General features: G+C 73.3%; 18 protein-coding genes and 1 riboswitch. Of the genes, 6 read left to right on the top strand and 12 right to left on the bottom strand.

What is annotated here, in order from left to right:
• Positions 1–376 precede the first annotated feature (376 nt).
• Positions 377–1,201, bottom strand: coding sequence for an NAD(P)H-binding protein (locus AC5L36_RS35915; RefSeq protein ID WP_441223238.1), 825 nt, complete (start codon positions 1,199–1,201; stop codon positions 377–379).
• Positions 1,202–1,244: 43 nt separating this feature from the next.
• Here AC5L36_RS35915 and AC5L36_RS35910 point away from each other — a divergent pair, with 43 nt between their 5' ends.
• Complete coding sequence (locus AC5L36_RS35910; protein WP_441223237.1) at positions 1,245–1,703, top strand: phosphoribosyltransferase; 459 nt, start codon at positions 1,245–1,247, stop codon at positions 1,701–1,703.
• 78 nt (positions 1,704–1,781) lie between these two features.
• Positions 1,782–1,952 (top strand): hypothetical protein, encoded by a 171-nt coding sequence (locus tag AC5L36_RS35905; protein ID WP_441223236.1) that lies wholly within the window; start codon positions 1,782–1,784, stop codon positions 1,950–1,952.
• On the opposite strand, the gene AC5L36_RS35900 is transcribed toward AC5L36_RS35905, so the two are convergent.
• Entirely contained in the window at positions 1,949–5,467 is a 3,519-nt protein-coding gene (locus AC5L36_RS35900) for a cobaltochelatase subunit CobN (RefSeq protein ID WP_441223235.1), read from the bottom strand. The two genes, AC5L36_RS35905 and AC5L36_RS35900, sit on opposite strands and share 4 nt — an antisense overlap.
• 46 nt (positions 5,468–5,513) lie before the next feature.
• Positions 5,514–5,597, bottom strand: a riboswitch (cobalamin riboswitch).
• Between the two features lie 54 nt (positions 5,598–5,651).
• Between AC5L36_RS35900 and cobG the strand changes: the two genes are divergently transcribed.
• The 3 genes from cobG to AC5L36_RS35885 are packed head-to-tail and all read left to right on the top strand — an operon-like array spanning position 5,652 to position 8,880.
• Positions 5,652–6,773 carry a precorrin-3B synthase gene (cobG, locus tag AC5L36_RS35895; protein ID WP_441223234.1) on the top strand — a complete coding sequence of 374 codons (1,122 nt, stop codon included), beginning with the start codon at positions 5,652–5,654 and terminating at the stop codon, positions 6,771–6,773.
• Positions 6,770–7,390 carry a precorrin-8X methylmutase gene (locus tag AC5L36_RS35890; RefSeq protein WP_441223233.1) on the top strand — a complete coding sequence of 207 codons (621 nt, stop codon included), beginning with the start codon at positions 6,770–6,772 and terminating at the stop codon, positions 7,388–7,390. The genes cobG and AC5L36_RS35890 overlap by 4 nt, the downstream gene beginning before the upstream one ends.
• Positions 7,390–8,880, top strand: a complete 1,491-nt coding sequence (locus AC5L36_RS35885) for a precorrin-2 C(20)-methyltransferase (RefSeq protein WP_441223232.1) — start codon at positions 7,390–7,392, stop codon at positions 8,878–8,880. Before AC5L36_RS35890 ends, AC5L36_RS35885 begins: the two co-directional genes overlap by 1 nt.
• Here the strand turns inward: AC5L36_RS35885 and AC5L36_RS35880 are convergent.
• Positions 8,858–9,592, bottom strand: a complete 735-nt coding sequence (locus AC5L36_RS35880) for a cobalt-precorrin-6A reductase (protein ID WP_441223231.1) — start codon at positions 9,590–9,592, stop codon at positions 8,858–8,860. The two genes, AC5L36_RS35885 and AC5L36_RS35880, sit on opposite strands and share 23 nt — an antisense overlap.
• A gap of 25 nt (positions 9,593–9,617) precedes the next feature.
• On the opposite strand from AC5L36_RS35880, the gene AC5L36_RS35875 reads away from it, so the two are divergent.
• Positions 9,618–10,685, top strand: a complete 1,068-nt coding sequence (locus tag AC5L36_RS35875; RefSeq protein WP_441223230.1) for a cobalt-precorrin-5B (C(1))-methyltransferase — start codon at positions 9,618–9,620, stop codon at positions 10,683–10,685.
• Positions 10,686–10,736: 51 nt separating this feature from the next.
• On the opposite strand, the gene AC5L36_RS35870 is transcribed toward AC5L36_RS35875, so the two are convergent.
• The 9 genes from AC5L36_RS35870 to AC5L36_RS35830 form a co-directional block, all read right to left on the bottom strand.
• Positions 10,737–11,102, bottom strand: coding sequence for a VOC family protein (locus tag AC5L36_RS35870; RefSeq protein ID WP_441223229.1), 366 nt, complete (start codon positions 11,100–11,102; stop codon positions 10,737–10,739).
• Positions 11,103–11,143: 41 nt separating this feature from the next.
• On the bottom strand, positions 11,144–11,740 hold the full coding sequence (locus tag AC5L36_RS35865; protein WP_441223228.1) for a G5 domain-containing protein: 597 nt from the start codon (positions 11,738–11,740) through the stop codon (positions 11,144–11,146).
• Between the two features lie 227 nt (positions 11,741–11,967).
• Positions 11,968–12,708 carry a precorrin-4 C(11)-methyltransferase gene (gene cobM / locus AC5L36_RS35860; RefSeq protein ID WP_441223227.1) on the bottom strand — a complete coding sequence of 247 codons (741 nt, stop codon included), beginning with the start codon at positions 12,706–12,708 and terminating at the stop codon, positions 11,968–11,970.
• Positions 12,708–13,892: a precorrin-6y C5,15-methyltransferase (decarboxylating) subunit CbiE gene (gene cbiE, locus AC5L36_RS35855; RefSeq protein WP_441223226.1), complete on the bottom strand. Its 1,185-nt coding sequence runs from the start codon at positions 13,890–13,892 to the stop codon at positions 12,708–12,710. The genes cobM and cbiE overlap by 1 nt, the downstream gene beginning before the upstream one ends.
• Positions 13,885–14,259 (bottom strand): PPOX class F420-dependent oxidoreductase, encoded by a 375-nt coding sequence (locus AC5L36_RS35850; RefSeq protein ID WP_441223225.1) that lies wholly within the window; start codon positions 14,257–14,259, stop codon positions 13,885–13,887. The genes cbiE and AC5L36_RS35850 overlap by 8 nt, the downstream gene beginning before the upstream one ends.
• A gap of 206 nt (positions 14,260–14,465) precedes the next feature.
• Positions 14,466–14,969, bottom strand: a complete 504-nt coding sequence (locus AC5L36_RS35845) for a hypothetical protein (RefSeq protein ID WP_441223224.1) — start codon at positions 14,967–14,969, stop codon at positions 14,466–14,468.
• A gap of 11 nt (positions 14,970–14,980) precedes the next feature.
• A complete protein-coding gene (locus tag AC5L36_RS35840; RefSeq protein WP_441223223.1) occupies positions 14,981–16,609 on the bottom strand; it encodes a RecQ family ATP-dependent DNA helicase in 1,629 nt (542 codons plus the stop codon).
• Between the two features lie 346 nt (positions 16,610–16,955).
• A complete protein-coding gene (locus AC5L36_RS35835) occupies positions 16,956–17,570 on the bottom strand; it encodes a MarR family winged helix-turn-helix transcriptional regulator (RefSeq protein WP_441223222.1) in 615 nt (204 codons plus the stop codon).
• Between the two features lie 137 nt (positions 17,571–17,707).
• Positions 17,708–17,851, bottom strand: a complete 144-nt coding sequence (locus tag AC5L36_RS35830) for a hypothetical protein (RefSeq protein WP_441223221.1) — start codon at positions 17,849–17,851, stop codon at positions 17,708–17,710.
• Positions 17,852–17,941: the final 90 nt, after the last annotated feature.

The raw sequence follows: 17,941 nt of genomic DNA, 5'->3' as shown, positions 1-17,941 counted from the left end.
CCGCGGCGGTATGAGCGGCGCGAGATTCCAGATCTAGGAGAGTTGGGGCGCTATTTCAACCCTAAGTCTCCTAGATCTCGAAGTCTCGCCCCTTGGCTGGTGACGCTGCGTCAGGATGGCGGAGGTAGGCCCGGCGAAGACCGCCGGGAGCGGTGGCGCGAGCTCCGTCACCCCGCCTCCCTTTCCCCCCGGCCGGTCGCGCGCAGGGGTGATCGCGACCAGCGGCGGACGGGTGAGGCCGCGGGAGCAACGGTCTGGACCACGACGGACGTCGCGGTAGCTCAAATCTCTGTCTAAATAAGGGAGACGCACCACGGGCGGCGACCACGGCGGACGGCAGGATGCCGGCCTCGCCCTGGACGTCGCGGTAGCTCGATCAATGAGCCGTGTCCCAGGCGCCGCGGGCCGCTGCCTCCTCGGCGTAGGCGCGGAAGGCCTTCGGCGGATGTCCCGCGATCCGGTGGACCGCGTCGGTGGGTGGCTGGTCGCCCAGCTCGCGTAGGGCGGTGAAGGCGGCCAGCGCCTGCCGGGCCTGCTCCTCGGGCTCGCCGAGCTGCGCCTGCTGCGCCAGGTAGTCGTCGTCGGTGCCGCCGAAGCGGACCGGGCGCCCGGACGTCTCGCTGATGATCCGCACAGCCTCGGCGAACGGCAGTGAGTCGGGGCCGGTCAGCTCGTAGCTCTGCCCGGCGTGGCCGTCGGTGGTGAGCACCGCGGCGGCGACCGCGGCGATGTCGTCGGCGTCGACGAAGGCGAAGCCTGTCTCGCCGACCGGCAGCGCGAACCCGCCGGCCATCACCGCGGGCTGGAGGAAGCCCTCGTCGAAGTTTTGGTCGAACCAGTCTGGCCGCAGGATGGTCCAGTCGACGCCGGACTCGCGCACCGTGCGCTCGGCGGCCATCAGCCGCTCGTCGCCCATCGCCTCGATGCCGCGGCTGGAGAGCAGCGTGATGTGTCGCACGCCGTGCTCGACCGCGCGGCGCACGAACAGCGGGTCGATCGGCACCTCGTGTGGCGCCATCAGGTAGATCCGTGTGACGCCGGTCACCGCCGCATCCCAGGTGGTGGGGTCGGACCAGTCGAACCTTGCCTCGCCGTGCCGGGAAGCCGCCCGCACCGCCACGCCGGCGGCGCGGAGCCGCCGGGTCAGGCGGCGGCCGGTGGTGCCGGTGGCGCCGAGCACGAGAATCAGTTCGTCACTCATGACCGCAGCCAAACAGGCAGGTACGACATTTAGGGTGGGCGGCATGACGGAGGAGCGCGAGGTGCTCGACTGGGCCACGTTCGGCACCGCCAGCCGCGAGCTGGCCCGCCGGGTGTCGGACGACGGATACCGCCCCGACCTGATCCTGGGCATCGCCCGTGGCGGCCTCTTCGTCGCCGGCGCGCTGGGCTACGCGCTCGAGGTCAAAAACCTGCACACGATGAACGTGGAGTTCTACACCGGCGTCGACGAGCGCCTGGAGATGCCGGTGATGCTGCCGCCGGTGCCGCAGGTGGTCGACCTGGCCGGCGCCCGCGTGCTGATCGCCGACGACGTCGCCGACACGGGCGCCACGCTCAAGCTCGTGCACGACTTCTGCGGCGACCACGTGGCCGAGGTGCGCTGTGCTGTGCTCTACGAGAAGCCGCACACGAGCGTGCGTTGCGAGTACGTCTGGAAGCACACCGACCGCTGGATCAACTTTCCGTGGTCTGCCGACTGACGCGAATTGGTGTCCTTGTACCAACTGAACCCTCGTTGGCAGTATTGCCAAAGCCCGTTCAGCGAGGGGGACAACTCCGTGAACGATCCTGCCAACGAACTTTCTGACGTCGCCATCTCGGTGGGTGCGGTCGCGGTGGCGCGGCGTGCCCACGAGCTTGGTCTCACCCTGACCCACGAGCAGTGCGACGAGCTGGCCCGCGCGGCGCTCGAAGCCGGCATCCAGTACCTGGACCTGGAGGAGGGCTAGCGGCCCTCCAGGTCGCCCTCGGTGCTGAGGTAGGCCTCGCGGAGGCCCTCCAGCACGGTGGGGTCCGGATACTCCCACATCTTGCGGTCGGCCGCCTCCAGCAGGCGTTCGGCGATGGCGTGTAGGGCCCACGGGTTGGCGCGCTCCAGGAAGGCGCGGTTTTCCGGGTCGAGCACGTATGCCTCGCCGAGCTTGTCGTACATCCAGTCGGCGACTACGCCGGCCGTCGCGTCGTAGCCGAACAGGTAGTCCACAGTGGCGGCCAGCTCGAAGGCGCCCTTGTATCCGTGGCGGCGCATCGCCTCCAGCCACCGCGGGTTGACTACGCGGGCCCGAAACACGCGCGCGGTCTCCTCGTGCAGGCTGCGGGTGCGCACCGCCTCGGGCTGCGTGCTGTCGCCGATGTACGCGGCGGGCGCGCTGCCGGTGAGCGCGCGCACCGTGGCGATCATGCCGCCGTGGTACTGGAAGTAGTCGTCGGAGTCGGCGATGTCGTGCTCGCGGGTGTCCACGTTCTTCGCGGCGACCGCGATCCGGCGGTAGGCGGTTTCCATGTCGGCGCGAGCCGGCACGCCGTCGAGGTCGCGACCGTAGGCGAAGCCGCCCCACGCGGCGTACACCTCGGCGAGGTCGGCGTCGTCGCGCCAGTTTCGGCTGTCGATGAGGGGGAGCAGGCCGGCGCCGTACGCCCCGGGCTTGGAGCCGAACACCCGCGCGGTGGCCCGCCGCTCGTCGCCGTGGTCGGCGAGGTCCTGCTGGACGTGGGCGCGGACGAAGTTGACATCCGAAGGCTCGTCCAGGCCCGCGACCAACCGCACGGCGTCGTCGAGCATCACCACCACATGGGGGAACGCGTCGCGGAAGAAGCCGCTGATCCGCACCGTCACGTCGATGCGGGGCCGGCCGAGCTCGTCGAGGGGGATGGCCGCGATGCCGTTGACGCGGCGGGACGCCTCGTCCCACTGTGGACGGACGCCGAGCAGCGCGAGCACCTCGGCCACGTCGTCGCCGGCCGTGCGCATCGCGCTCGTGCCCCACACCGACAGCCCCACCGAGCGGGGCCATTCGCCGGTGTCCGCACGGTAGCGGTCCAGCAGCGAGTCGGCCATCGCCTGCCCGGTCTCCCACGCCAGGCGGCTCGGCACGGCCTTGGGGTCGACGGAGTAGAAGTTGCGGCCGGTGGGAAGCACGTTGACGAGCCCGCGCAGCGGCGAGCCGCTCGGCCCGGCGGGGATGTAGCGGCCGTCGAGCGCGCGGAGCACGTTGGTGAGCTCGTCGGTGGTGCGGGCGAGTCGCGGCACGATCTCGGTGGCGGCGAAGCGCAGCACTTCGGCGGCGGGCCCGTCGGGGACTTTCGTCACGTCCCACGCGGCGGCCTCCATCGCGGCCACCAGCTCGCGTGCCTCCGCCTCGACGCGGTCGACCTCCTTGAGCCCGTCGCCCATGCCCAACGCCTCGCGCAGCCCCGGCAGCGCGGCCACCTTGCCGCCCCACATCTGCCGTGCCCGCAGTATCGCGAGCACGAGGTTGACCCGGGCCTCGCCGACCGGCGGCACGCCGAGCACGTGCAGGCCGTCGCGGATCTGCGCGTCCTTCACCTCGCACAGCCAGCCGTCGACGTGCAGGATGAACTCGTCGAACTCGGCGTCGTGTGGCCGGTCTTCCAGGCCCAGGTCGTGGTCGAGCCGGGCGGCCTGGATGAGCGTCCAGATTTGGGCCCGGATCGCCGGCAGCTTTGCCGGGTCGAGCGCGGCGATGGTGGCGTGCTCGTCGAGCAGCTGCTCCAGGCGGGCGATGTCGCCGTACGTCTCGGCGCGCGCCATCGGCGGCACGAGATGGTCGACGAGCGTGGCGTGCGCGCGGCGCTTGGCCTGCGTACCCTCGCCCGGGTCGTTGACCAGGAAGGGATACACGAGCGGGAGGTCGCCCAGCGCGGCGTCCGGCCCGCACGACGCGGACATGCCGACCGTCTTGCCGGGCAGCCACTCGAGGTTGCCGTGCTTTCCGATGTGGACGATCGCGTGCGCGCCGAAGCCGCTGGCCACCCAGCGGTACGCGGCGAGGTAGTGATGGCTCGGCGGCAGGTCGGGGTCGTGGTAGATGGCGATCGGGTTGGCGCCGAAGCCGCGCGGCGGCTGCACCATCACGACCACGTTGCCGGCGCGAAGGGCCGCCAGCACGATGTCACCGTTGGCGTCGACGTAGAGCTCGCCGGGCGGCGGCCCCCAGTGCCGCTCGATCTCCGCGCGCAGCTCGGCGGGGAGCGTCGCGTAGTACGCGAGGTAGTCGGCGGCCGGGATGCGCACCGGGTTGCCCTCGATCTGGTCTTCGGTCAGCCAGTCGGGGTCCTGCCCGCCGGCGGCGATGAGCGCGTGCATCAGCGCGTCGCCGTCGTCCGGCAGGTCGCCGACCTCGTATCCGCGCTCGCGCAAGGCGTCCAGCAGCCGCACCGTGCTCGCCGGGGTGTCGAGGCCCACCGCGTTGCCGATCCGGGAGTGCTTGGTCGGGTATGCCGACAGCATCAGCGCCACCCGCTTTTCCGCCGCCGGCACGTGGCGGAGGCGGGCGTGCGCCACGGCGATCCCGGCGACCCGGGCGGCGCGCTCGGGATCGGCCACGTACACGGTCAGGCCGTCCGGGTCGATCTCCTTGAACGAGAACGGCACCGTGATGATGCGCCCGTCGAACTCGGGGATCGCCACCTGCGTCGCGGCGTCCAACGGGGACAGTCCGTCGTCGCCGGCGGCCCATGCCTCGCGGCCCCCGGTGAGGCAGAGCCCTTGCAGGATCGGCACGTCGAGCGCGGCAAGCGCGCCCACGTCCCAGGCCTCGTCGTCGCCGCCCGCGCTCACCTCCGCGGGGCGGGTGCCGCCGGCCGCGAGCACCGTGACCACCAGCGCGTCGGCCCGGCCGAGCGCGGCCAGCAAGTCGGGGTCGGGGGTGCGCAGCGACGCGCAGTAGACGGGCAGCGGCCGCCCGCCGGCGGCGGTGATCGCGTCGCGGAGCACCTCGACGAACGCCGTGTTGCCGGCCATGTGGTGCGCCCGGTAGTAGAGCACGGCGACCACCGGTCCGTCGCCGTCCGGCAGGTCGCCGGCGCCCCACACCGGTGCCGGCTCGGGCGGCGCGAAGCCGTGCCCGGTCAGCAGGACGGTGTCGGAGAGGAAATTGTGCAGGTGGGCGAGGTTGTCCGGCCCGCCGTGCGCGAGGTAGGCGTGCGCCTCCGCCGCGACCCCGCTCGGCACGGTCGAGAGCCGCATCAGCTCGGCGTCGGGAGCCTGCTCGCCGCCGAGCACCACGACCGGGCGGGGGCCGGCGAGCAGCGCGTCCAGCCCTTCCTCCCACGCGCGGCGGCCGCCCAGGAGGCGGACGACCACGAGGTCGGCGCCCTCCAGCAGGTCGGGGAGGTCGGCCGCCGCGGTGCGCGCCGGGTTTGCCAGCCGGAACGGCGCGCCGCTCGCCCGCGCGCTCAACAGGTCGGTGTCGGACGTCGACAGAAGCACGAACACGGCCACAGCCTCCCTCGGGATCCGCGTCCCGACTCAGGGGTCGCGGCGACGGGAGTGTCTGGCTCCTGAGCAGCGCCTTTTCGACACGTGCCCAGTGACAGTGGCGGGACCGCGCCGGACTCGCACCGGCTTCCTCCGCTTGTCGCCGCGGGTTGCGGAGACCAGCCTAGCTGCCCGTAGTATCCGGCGCGTGCCCGACCAGCCCTCACCCGCACCCGGCCGCTCCGGGCCGGACTCCTGCCCGGGTGCGATCCAGGTGCACCCGGCGCGCGACGGCGGGCTGGCCCGGGTCCGGGTGCCCGGCGGCGTCCTCACCGGCGACCAGTGGCAGGCGGTCGCGGAGGCGTCGGCGGATCTCGGGGCCGGCGGGCTGGAGCTGACCTCGCGGGGCAACATCCAGATCCGCGGCCTGGCGGCCGGCGCGGAGGTGCCGCTCGCCGAGCGACTGTCGGCGGCCGGTCTGCTGCCGTCGGTCACCCATGATCGGGTACGGAACATCGTCGCCTCGCCGCTCAGCGGGCGGGACGGTCGGGGCGTGCTCGACGTGCGCCCGCTCGTCGCCGACCTCGACGCCGCGCTGTGTGCCGACGCCGCGCTGGCGGATCTGCCCGGGCGCTTCCTCTTCGGGCTCGACGACGGGCGGGGCGACGTGGCCGGGCTCGGCGCCGACGTGGGCCTGCGCGGGTCGACCGTGCTGCTCGCCGGCCGTGACAGCGGGCTACGGGTGAGGCCCGGCGATGCCGTGGCGGCGCTGGTGGCGGCCGCGCACGCGTTTCTGGCCGAGCGGGACGGACACTGGCGACTGTCCGAACTGGACGATGGTGTGGCGCGGATCGCGGCGCGGCTCGGCGCGATCCCGCCCGGGCTGCCGGCCGCGCGACCCGTTTCGTGGGGCCCGATCGGCGCCACGCCGCAGGTGGACGGCCGGGTGGCGGTCGCGGCGGCGCCGCCGTTGGGTCGGCTTTCTCCCGCGCAGGCGCGGGTCCTCTGTGGAGCGCCGAGCGTCGTCGTCACGCCGTGGCGCGGTGTTGTGGTGCCGGACCTGCCCGACGAAGGCTTCCTCGCCACGCTCGGCGAGGCCGGCTTCGCCACCGACCCCGACTCGCCGTGGGTGGGGGTGACCGCCTGCGTCGGCTCACCGGGATGCGCCCGCGCGCACGCCGACGTACGGGCGGACGCCATCACCCACCACAGTGGACACCCGTCGCACGGGCTGCCGGTGCACTGGGTCGGCTGCGAGCGGGCCTGCGGGAGCCCTGCCGGCGAACACCTGCGGCTGGAAGCCACGCCGGAGGGATACGTGACGCTGTGAGCGAGTACATCAAGGACGGCGCCGAGATCTACCGGCGGTCGTTCGCGACGATCCGCGCCGAGGCGGACCTGTCGGGGCTGCCGGACGACGTGGCGCGGGTGGCCGTTCGCATGATCCACTCCTGCGGGATGGTCGACCTCGTCACGGACCTGGCGTGGTCGGCGGGCGCGATCGCGGCCGGTCGGGCGGCGCTTCGGGCGGGCGCGCCCATCCTCTGCGACGCCGCGATGGTGGCCGCCGGGGTGACCCGTCGCCGGCTGCCCGCGGGCAACGAGGTGGTCTGCACGCTCGGCGACCCGCGCGTGCCGGAGCTCGCCGCCCGGCTCGGCACCACCCGCAGCGCCGCCGCGCTGGAGCTGTGGCGCGACCGGCTCGGCGGCGCCCTCGTCGCGGTGGGCAACGCGCCGACCGCCCTCTTCCGCCTGCTGGAGCTGGTCGCCGAAGGCGCGGGCCGGCCGGCGGCGGTGCTCGGCATCCCGGTGGGCTTCATCGGCGCGGCCGAGTCCAAAATGGCGCTCGCCGCCACCGACCTGGAACACCTTGTGGTGCACGGCCGCCGCGGCGGCAGCGCGATGACGGCGGCGGCCATCAACGCCATCGCCAGCGAGGAGGAGTGATGGGCACGGGGCGGCTTTTCGGTGTGGGGCTCGGGCCCGGCGACCCGGAGCTGATGACCGTCAAGGCCGCCCGGCTCGTGCAGTCGGCGGACGTCGTGGCCTACCACAGCGCCCGGCACGGCCGCAGCATCGCGCGGGCGGTCGCCGAGCCGTACCTGCGCGCGGGCCAGATCGAGGAGGCGTTGGTCTACCCGGTGACGACGGAGACGACCGCCCACCGGGACGGCTACCGCGGGGCCCTCGACGAGTTCTACGCGGAGTGCGCCGCGCGCCTCGCCGCTCACCTCGACGCGGGCCGTGACGTGGTGGTGCTGTGCGAGGGAGACCCGTTCTTCTACGGGTCGTACATGCACATCCACAAGCGACTGTCGCCGCGGTACACCACGGAGGTGGTGCCCGGCGTCACGTCGGTCAGCGGGGCGTCGGCCGTGCTCGGCCGCCCGCTCGTGGAGCGTGACGAGGTGCTCACCGTGCTGCCCGGTACGCTGCCGCCGGACGAGCTGGCGCGCCGGCTCGAAGGCGAGGGTCCGGCGGCGATCCTCAAGCTGGGCCGGACGTTCGGCGCCGTGCGCGAGGCGCTGGCCGCGGCGGGTCGGCTCGACGAGGCGTGGTACGTCGAGCGGGCCACCACCGACCGCGAGCGAGTCGCGCCACTGTCCGATGTGGATCCGGCGACGGTGCCGTACTTCTCGCTCGCGATGCTGCCCAGCCGGGTCGCCGCCGTGCCACCGCCCACGGTGGCTCCGGCCCGGTCCGGCCGCGGGGAGCTTTCCGTCGTCGGGCTGGGCCCCGCCGGCCGGGAGTGGACGACACCGGAGGCGCAGGCGGTGCTGGCGGAGGCGGACGACCTCGTCGGCTACGGGCCGTACCTCGACCGGGTGCCGCCCAACCCGCGCCAGACCCGGCACCCCTCCGGCAACACCGAGGAGGGGGCGCGGGCGGCCTACGCGCTCGACCTCGCCGCAGCCGGCTCGCGCGTGGCGGTGGTCTCGTCGGGCGACCCGGGGGTGTTCGCGATGGCGAGCGCGGTGCTGGAGGTGGCGGCGCAGCCCCGGTACGCGGAGGTGCCGGTCCGCGTCGTGCCGGGGCTCACCGCCGCGCAGGCCGTGGCGAGCCGCGCCGGCGCGCCGCTCGGGCACGACTACTGCGTGCTGTCCCTTTCGGACCGGCTCAAGTCCTGGGACGTCATCGCCGATCGGCTCACCGCGGCCGCCCGCACCGACCTGGTCATCGCCATCTACAACCCGGCGTCGCGGACCCGCACCTGGCAGGTGGAGAAGGCCCGCGACCTGCTGCTCGAACACCGCGCGCCGGACACTCCCGTGGTCGTCGGGCGGGATGTGGGCGGACCGGCCGAGGACGTGCGGGTGGTGCGCCTCGCCGACCTCGACCCGTCCGGTGTGGACATGCGGTGCATGCTGATCGTCGGCTCGTCCACCACGCGGCGGGGGAGCGGCGGCGCGGTGTTCACCCCGCGCCGATACCCCTGAGCCAGCCTTCCGCGTCGTCTACTGTGGACACCGCCGGAACGCCGTCGGGCATCGGTGGACGGTCGACCATCACGACGGGGATTTCCCGCCGGCGAGCGGCGACGAGCTTGGCCGCCGTCATCGCGCCGCCACTGTCCTTCGTGACGAGCACGTCGATCGTGTGCTCCCGCATCAGCGCCGCCTCACCCTCCACCGTGTACGGTCCGCGGTCGAGCACCAGCCGATGGCGCTCCGGGAGCCGCGTCGACGGCGGGTCGACCGTGCGGATCAGGAAGAACAACCCCAGGTCGGCGAAGGCGTCCAGGCTCTGGCGCCCCGTGGTGAGCATGATGCGCTCACCCAGCGCCGGGAGCGCCCCGGCGGCCGCCTCGACGCTCGGCACGCGCCGCCAGTCGTCGCCCGGCCCCTCCGTCCAGCCGGGACGGTGTAGCGCCAGCAGCGGCACACCGGCCGCCCGCGCGGCGGCGACCGCCGAGGCGCTGATCCGGCTCGCGAACGGGTGCGTGGCGTCGACCACCGCCCCGACGCCCTCCGCCAGCAGCCACCCGGCAAGCCCTTCCGGCCCGCCGAAGCCACCGACCCGGACCTCGCCCTCGGGGAGGCGCGGGTCGCGCACCCGGCCGGCGAGCGACGTGACCACCCGCCAGCCGGCCGCGCGGGCCGCCAGCGCGCGGGCCTCGCCCGTGCCACCGAGGATGAGCAGGGTTCGCACGGGGCCAGTCTGGCATGCTGTGGCGGTGACTTTGCGCTACGGCTGGACCACCGGGGCGTGCGCGACGGCGGCCACCACGGCCGCGTACACGGCGCTGCTCACCGGGGCCTTCCCGGACCCGGTGGAGATCGTGCTCCCCAAGGGCCAGCGCCCATCCTTCGCGCTCGCGGTCGAGTCGCTCTCGGGCGGCAGCGCGACGGCGGGCGTCGTGAAGGACGCGGGCGACGACCCGGACGTCACGCACGGTGCGCTCATCCGCAGCACGGTGACGCCGGCCCCGGCGGGCAGCGGCGTGCTATTTCGGGCCGGGCGCGGCGTCGGCACGGTCACCAAGCCCGGCCTCCCGCTCGCGATGGGCGAGCCGGCCATCAACCCGGTGCCCCGCCGCATGATGCGCGAGGCGGTCGCGGAGGTCGCCGCCCGCCACGGCGGCACCGGCGACGCGCTGGTGGAGATCTCCGTCGACAACGGCGAGGAGCTGGCCAAGAAGACCTGGAACCCGCGCCTCGGCATCCTCGGCGGCCTCTCCATCCTGGGCACGACCGGGATCGTGGTGCCGTACTCCTGCTCGGCCTGGATCGACAGCATCCGGCGCGGCATCGACGTGGCCCGCGCGGCCGGCCGCCCGCACGTGGCCGGGTGCACGGGCAGCACGTCCGAGCGGGTGGCCGCCGAGCTGTACGGGCTGCCCGAGGACGCGCTGCTCGACATGGGCGACTTCGCCGGCGCGGTGCTCAAGTACCTGCGCCGCCACCCGGTGCCCCGCCTGACGATCGCCGGCGGCATCGGCAAACTGTCCAAACTGGCCGAGGGGCATCTCGACCTCCACTCTGGACGTTCCCAGGTGGACCCGGCGGCGATGGCCGAGACGGTGCGCGCGGCGGGCGGCGACCCCGAGCTCGTCGCCCGCGTCGCCGCCGCCAACACCGCGCTCGAGGCGCTCGGCCACTGCCAGGCCGCCGGGCTGCCACTGGGCGACCTGATCGCGGAGAAGGCCCGGCGGACCGCCGTCGAGGTGCTCCGCGAGGCGCCCGTCACCGTCGACGTCGTGGTGATCGACCGCGCCGGTACGGTCGTCGGCCGCGCTTCCTAGCTGTCGGTCGTGCTTCTCGGCCGCGGAGGCGGCGTCGTCGGCCGGGCTTCTTCAGCCGCGCGGGCAGAGGCAGAAGGGGTGGCCGGCCGGGTCGATGAAGACACGCCACCGCTCGCCGCCCGGCTGGAAGTCGGGCTTGGTGGCGCCGGCGGCCAGGCACAGCTCCTCGGCCTTGTCGAGGTCGTCGACGCGGAGGTCGAAGTGGAACTGCTTGGTGCCGCCCGGGTTGGGCCACGCCGGCGCCTGGTAGTCGTCGACCAGCCCGAAACCGACCGACGTGGTCCCGTCGCTGATCATCGCGTACTCGGCCTGGCTGTGGGTCACCTCCCAGCCCAGCACCTGGCGGTAGAACTCGGCGAGCGCGGCCGGGTCGGGGCTGTCAACGTTGACCATGATGAGGCTGGCGATTCCTGTCATGCCTGCCATCCTGCCGGTGATGGCTGACACCTCCTGTCAGGTTATTCGCACGCGGTCCCGTCGTTGTCCCGGTCGAGATCGTAGATGTCGTCGCCGATCACCTCGATCGGTCCGCTGACGTAGGCCGGGCCGTTGCCGCTGCCGCCCGCGCAGTCGACGTCGCTGGCGATCGGCACGCAGCCGCTGTAGTTGGGGTCGCACTGCCGCGTCGGCGCGTTCTTCTTCGTGCCGACGGCGGTCACCTCGGTGACCGGCTGCTTGGTGACGACCTGCCGGAGCAGCTTGCGCGCCGTCTCCTGTCCACCGGTGTACGTCACCTCGTAGGTCAGCGTCTTGACGCCGGTGACGCCCTTGGTCCGTACCTTGCGGGTGCCCTCGGTGAGGGACGAGTCCTTGACGGTCGTGCGCTTGAACGGGATCTTCTCCGTTACCGTCACCGTCTTGACCTCGACGGCCGGCGTGGGCGGTGGCGTCGGTTCCGCGCTGGGCGTCGGTTCCGCGCTGGGTGTCTCCTCCACGGGGATGGCGGACGACTCGGCGACCTGTGTTCGCTCCGGCTCGGAAGGCGCGCACGCTATCGACGCACCGGCGACACAGGCGACGGCGGCGACCCGGAGCAGGACCTTTCGTACCCTCATGTTTAGACCCTCCGTAGATGTCAGGGCACGTACGGTAATGCGCATACGCGTTGATCACCGTCGGTCATTGATCCTGTTCGCGGGCGCGGATGGCGGCGCTTACCGAAGCGAAGGTCCGCTCGCGGCGGCCAACCGGAACTACTCGCCGCGACACCGCCCATCCAGCCGTCCGCCGATCAAGGCCTTCGCGGGCCGGACAGCCCACTGATTCCGGCTCGCGCGGCCGCTCAGCGTGCGCGGGCGGCGGAGTAGAGGTGGCTGTCGGGGAAGTCGGCGGCCGTCAGCGTGCGGCCGACCACGATGACCGCCGTGCGCTTGACGCCCGCGGCGGCCACCTGTTCGGCCATCGTGGACAGTGGGCCGCGGAGGATCATCTCGTCGTCGCGGGAGGCGTAGGCGACCACGGCCGCCGGGCAGTCGGGGCCGTAGAAGGGCGTCAGCGTCGCCACCACCTCGTCGACGCGCTGGACGGCCAGGTGGAGCACCAGCACCGCGCGGCTCGCCGCCAGCGTGGCGAGGTCTTCGCCGGGGGGCATGGGGGTAGCCTGCCCGGTCACCCTTGTGAGGATCACGGTCTGGCCGACGCCGGGCACGGTGAGCTCGCGGCCGAGAGAAGCGGCGGCCGCGGCGAAGGCGGGCACGCCCGGCGTGACGTCGTAGGGGATGCCGGCGGCGTCCAGGCGGCGCATCTGCTCGGCCATCGCGCTGTAGATGGACGGGTCGCCGGAGTGGAGGCGGGCGACGTCGTGGCCGGCCGCGTGGGCGGCGACCAGCTCGGCGACGATCTCGTCGAGCGTCAGCCTCGCCGTGTCCACCTTGCGGGCGCCGGGTGGGCAGACGTCCAGCAGGGCGGCCGGGACCAGGCTGCCGGCGTAGAGGCAGACCGGGCTGGCGGCGACGAGGTCGCGGCCGCGCACCGTGATGAGATCCGCGGCGCCGGGGCCGGCGCCGATGAAGTGGACGGTCATCAGCGCACCGCCGACCATTGCACGACCGGCAGCGCGGGGCGCCACGCGGTGAAGCCGCCCACCGCGCCGGCGCGGCTCACCTCGATCCGGGTCAGGTCGCCGCCGACCTTGGCGTGCCACGTGGCCAGCACCGCCTCGGATTCGAGCGTCACCGCGTTGGCGACCAGGCGGGCGCCGGGGGAGAGGGCGGCCCAGCAGGCTTCGACCATGCCGGGCTCGGTGACGCCGCCGCCGATGAAGACGGCGTCCGGAGGCGGCAGGCCGGCAAGCGCGGCCGGTGCCTGACCTTCCACGATGGACAGCGTGGGAACGCCCAGGGACAACGAGTTTTCGCGGATCCGGGCGGCGCGGGACGGCTCGGCCTCGACGGCCACCGCGCGGCAGGAGGGGTGGGTGCGCATCCACTCGATGGCGACGCTTCCCGCGCCGGCGCCGACGTCCCACAGAAGCTGGCCGGGGGCCGGTGCCAAGCGGGCCAGCGTGACAGCGCGGACCTCGCGCTTGGTCAGCTGTCCATCGTGGACGTAGGCGTCGTCGGGCAGACCGGGCACGGGCGGCAGGAAGGCGTCGCCGACGCACTCCACCGCCACGATGGTCAGCGGATCGAGAGCGTCCCATATGGACAGTGGCGTGCCCCGCGTCACCCGCTCACCCGGGCCGCCCAGCTGTTCCAGAACCGTCAACCTACTCGCTTCGTACCCCCGGCTGGAAAGAAGGACCCCGACGGAGGTGGCGGCCGCCCCCAGGATCAGGATGCGGCGGCCGGGGGTGATGTGTGGGTTGAGGAGCTCGACCGGGCGGCCGACCAGACCGACCACCTCGACCTCCTCCATGGCCCAGCCCAGGCGGGCGCAGGCGAGGGAGATGGACGACGCGGCCGGGAGCACGGTGACGTTGCCGGGGCCGAGGATGCGCAGGACGGCGGCGCCGATGCCGTGGTGCATGGGGTCGCCGCTGGCCAGGACGCACACCCGCCGGCCGCGGTGTGCCGCCAACAGCCCCGGTAGGGCGGGCATCAGCGGCGAGGGCCACGCGACCCGCTCGCCGGGCACGAGCTCGGGGAGCAGGTCGAGCTGGCGGCGACTTCCCATCAGGGCATCCGCTTCGCGGAGAAGGGAATGGGCGGCCGGCGACAGGCCGGGCCAGCCGTCCGCGCCGATGCCGACCACGCAGACCTCAGGCATTGCCGAGCACCCGCGTCACCGTGATCTCGATGACGACGCGCTTGGGATTGGCGCGGGGGACGCGGTAGCGCTCGGCGTAGCGGCGTTCGGCCTCGGCGACGGCGGCCGGGTCGTCGCGGACCACCGCGCGGCCCTCCAGCGTCGACCAGCGGCGGCCGTCCAGTTGGCAGACGGCGACCCGTCCGGTGGCGGCGGCGTTGCGGGCCTTGCGGGAGTCGCGGGAGGTGATGACGCGGGCGATGCCGGCCTCCGGGTCGAGCGTCACGCCGACCGGGGTCACGTGTGGCGAGCCGTCCGGGCGGAGGGTGGTGAGCGTGCCGAGGTGCCGCTCACGCCAGAAGCTCAGGAAAGACTCGCCCGCCAACACCAGCAGGAGACTAGCCGAGGCGGAAGTCCACCACCCGCACGGCCATCGCCGGCCGCGTCAAGCACGATCCGCGAGCGCCCGAAAGCCCCCAACGCCACCGGGATCTCGGTCTTGCGCCACGTGCCCCTCGCGGCGGACGTGGAAGGCGCGGCCGGACGAGATGCGCTGCACGGCGCACCGGGTCATCTTACATCTAAGAGCGTCGATTAGTCGTTGAAGACCTTGGCGAGGGCGTCGCGGAACCGGCGCTCGGGCTCGGTGACGATGTCGCCGCCGATGCCCAGCATGCCGCCCGAGGGCGCCGCGGTGACCACCTGCTCGGCCACGCTGACGAGCCAGTGCGCGTAGGCGCCGGCCTCGCCCTCGTCGACCTTGCCGCGCAGCAGCGCCGCGGCCGCGGCGGCCCGGTCGAGCACGTCCGCGATGTACGCCTCCGGGTCCTGCGGGCTGAGCACGGGCAGCTCTTCGCCGGCCTCCGGGTCACCCGCCCGCGTCACGACCTCCTGCGCCACGGCGGCGACGAGCGGGCTGGCGCCCTCGCGGCCGCCGGCCACCGCCTCCAGGCCGGCCGCGCTCTCGGCGAGCGTGCGGCGGGTGCCGTCGGACTCGGCCGCGCTCGCGGCGGTCAGCACCGCGAGCGGGAGGCCGGTGAGCAGGCCCCACTCCTCGTCGGAGAAGCCGAGGGACGAGTACACCGGTTGTTCGGTCACGGGAGCGCCTTTCATCCTGTCTCTGCCACCAGCAGCCCTTGGTCACGGACGACCGGCACCGACAGAGTCTTGTACCCGACGTCGTCGAACAGAACCGTCATCTTGTCCGACTCGTACGCGAGCACCATACCCACCCCCCACTCGGCGTGTCGCACGGTGCTGTGCAGGGGAAACGGGCCGCGGACCCTGGGCTGCCTGGCCGGGCCCGCGGCGCAGTTGTCGCAGTGGCCGCACGGGCGGGGGAGGTGCTCGCCGAAGTACGCCAGCAGCGCCTGCCCGCGACACGACCCGCTCTCCGCGAACGCACGCATCATGTCGGTGCGCGACCGCTGTACCGCCTGCTGCCGCTCCGCCTCGGCCAGCGCGGCGCGGGCGGCGTCGACCGGCTCGGGGGCGTAGCGCGGCGCGGTCAGCTTCTGACCCACGGTGGTCGCCGCGCCCACCTGCTCCAGCAGGCCGAGCAGCTGGCCCAGCTTGCGGGTGCCGAGCCCGGTGCGCTCGCGCAGGGCGGTGCGGGTGAGCTTGTCGGTACGCAGCACCGCGGCCAGGTCGCGCAGCTCGGTCTGGTCCGGCGCGCCACCGGTGAAGAACCGCTGGAGCGCCATGTCCTCGGCCCGCCACAGCAGCAGCGCGCGAGCCGGCGCGCCGTCCCGCCCGGCGCGGCCGATCTCCTGCTGGTAGCTGTCCGGCGAGTCGGGGAGCGCCACGTGCGCCACCCACCGGATGTCCGGCTTGTCGATGCCCATGCCGAACGCCGAGGTCGCGACCATCACGGGCACCCGCCCGGCCAGGAAGTCCTCGTGCCGCCGCTCGCGCACACCCGCGGCCATGCCACCGTGGTATGCCTCCGCGGCGAACCCGGCCGCCGACAGCCGCTCACCCAGCTCCTCGGCGGTGCGGCGGGTCGGCACGTAGACGATGCCGGTGCCGGTGTCCTCGCGCAGGAGGGCGAGCAGGCGGCGCCACCGGTACTCCTCGTCCGGGCAGTGCGCCACCTCGAGGAACAGGTTGGGCCGGTCGAGCCCGGAAACCCCCACGAGCGGGTCGCGCAGCCGGAGCCGCTCGACGATGTCGTCGCGCACCGGCGGCGAGGCGGTGGCGGTCAACGCCACGACCGGCGGCCGGCCGATGCCCTCGATGAGGTGGCCGAGCGCGAGGTAGTCGGGGCGGAAGTCGTACCCCCACGCGGAGATGCAGTGCGCCTCGTCGACCGCCACCAGCGCGGGCCGGAGCGCCTTCACCTCGGCCAGCCGCGCCGGGTCGGTGAGCTGCTCCGGCGTGATGAACAGAAACCGGGCGAGCCCCTTGCGCACCGCCTCCAGGGCCGCCGACCGCTGGCCGGGCGTCTCCGCGGAGCTGACCCGGACCGCGGCCATGCCGGGGCGGTCGTTGAGCGCGTTGATCTGGTCCTGCTGGAGGGCCAGCAGCGGCGAGATCACCACGGTCGGCCCGGACAGCATCATGGCCGGGACCTGATAGACGGCGGACTTGCCGCCGCCGGTCGGCAACACGACCAGCGCGTCCCGGCCGCGCAGCACCGCGCGCATGGGGGCGAGCTGGCCCGGGCGCAGGCGCCGCCAGCCGAAGTGGGTGCGGGCGGCACGGCGTAGCCGCCGGGAGAGGGGGAGAGGAAGTCTCATGGCGGGCCCATCGTGCCCCGGCGATGCCACCCGCAAACGGCCGGGGTCGATGCCACCCGACCCAAACAGGATCAAGAGCAGGATCCGAGCTACCGCGATGTCCGCCGTGGTCCAGACCGTCGCTCCCGCGGCCTCACCCGTCCGCTGCTGGTCGCGGTCGCCCCTTTGCCTCCGGCGGGTGCGCGGCCCGCGCCACGCGGTGGAGCGGTGTTTGTCCACAATGCCCGTTGCCGAATGGGCGGTGGGAGATCAAAAACGGGGCGTCGTCGCCCTGAGTAACCGTTTCCCGGGGACCCCGCGCGGCGGTCGGGACCACGACGGGCGTCGCGGTAGCTCGGATCTTTGTCTAGGCGGCGTTGTCGGGGCGGACGGGGCCTTCGCCGGGCTGGCCTTCGGGACAGCGGAGGCGCAGGTACTGGTGGCCGAAGGGCTTGTCGATCAGCCAACAGTGGTGTGGCTCGTCGGTGCCGGGATGGGCGTATCCGTCGAAGAAGCGGCAGGTGACGCACATCTTGGTGACCGGGATCTGGCCTTCGCGCTGCATCCGGCGGATATGGCCGGCGACCACGCCGAGCAGCTGGTGCTGGCCCTCGTGGTCGAGGTTGTGCAGCTCGGCGAGCAGGTCGGCGGCCCAGTTGAGCAGCTCCGGTGCCTGCGCGCGGCCCTTTTCGGTCAGTGCGATGCGCACCGCGTGCGGGGCGTACGACGGGGAGGGGTCGACCGAGACGAGGCCCTCGCGGGCCAGTGTCGCGATCGCCGACATCGTCGCGTGGGTGGTCAGGCCGACGTCGGCCGAGAGCTCGGACAGCGGGTAGACCTCACTGCGGCGGCTCAACAGCAGCAGCACCTGCTGCTGTGCGATGGTGCGCTCCAGCTCGGCCGGGCGTTCGGCGGCCTGGACGGCTACCGCCACTCGGGTCAGGCCCGTGGCCAGCTGGCGGGCAGAGTTTTCCAGGTCCACGCCTATCTATCCCTGGGGTTGGCGACACATGGGGGAGGGGGTACGCGCCACCCGTACCGGCCGTCACGTTACTCCGGCGGAACGTGGCGAGACAGTCACAGATGCGCGGCGGGTTTCTCAGCGGATCCTTAACCGGGTCATTTGCCCTTGCCGAACATCGACCGGATCGCGGCCAGCAGCAGGAGCGCGCCGAGGATCGACCCGACGACGCGGACGGCCGGGATGTCGAACCAGCTCCGGTCCTCGGCGGCGATCGTGACGGCCGAGAGCAACGCGTCCATCCTCGGACTCTCTCATGGCGGGGCAAGAGGGCATATCACCACAAAGGCTGGCCCGGCCGGTGAGACTTAATAGAAAGGTTTATTGACTAT

The sequence above is a fragment of the Phytohabitans sp. LZ39 genome (assembly GCF_059359075.1).
This window is presented reverse-complemented; position numbering and strand designations above follow the sequence as displayed.

What these genes read in the sequence shown, in the direction of transcription:
- AC5L36_RS35840 (WP_441223223.1), bottom strand. Translation starts at nt 16,609, where the DNA reads ATGAGACTTCCTCTCCCCCTCTCCCGGCGGCTACGCCGTGCCGCCCGC.
- cbiE (WP_441223226.1), bottom strand. Translation starts at nt 13,892, where the DNA reads ATGCCTGAGGTCTGCGTGGTCGGCATCGGCGCGGACGGCTGGCCCGGC.
- AC5L36_RS35830 (WP_441223221.1), bottom strand. Translation starts at nt 17,851, where the DNA reads ATGGACGCGTTGCTCTCGGCCGTCACGATCGCCGCCGAGGACCGGAGC.
- AC5L36_RS35885 (WP_441223232.1), top strand. Translation starts at nt 7,390, where the DNA reads ATGGGCACGGGGCGGCTTTTCGGTGTGGGGCTCGGGCCCGGCGACCCG.
- AC5L36_RS35865 (WP_441223228.1), bottom strand. Translation starts at nt 11,740, where the DNA reads ATGAGGGTACGAAAGGTCCTGCTCCGGGTCGCCGCCGTCGCCTGTGTC.
- cobM (WP_441223227.1), bottom strand. Translation starts at nt 12,708, where the DNA reads ATGACCGTCCACTTCATCGGCGCCGGCCCCGGCGCCGCGGATCTCATC.
- AC5L36_RS35915 (WP_441223238.1), bottom strand. Translation starts at nt 1,201, where the DNA reads ATGAGTGACGAACTGATTCTCGTGCTCGGCGCCACCGGCACCACCGGC.
- AC5L36_RS35870 (WP_441223229.1), bottom strand. Translation starts at nt 11,102, where the DNA reads ATGACAGGAATCGCCAGCCTCATCATGGTCAACGTTGACAGCCCCGAC.
- AC5L36_RS35910 (WP_441223237.1), top strand. Translation starts at nt 1,245, where the DNA reads ATGACGGAGGAGCGCGAGGTGCTCGACTGGGCCACGTTCGGCACCGCC.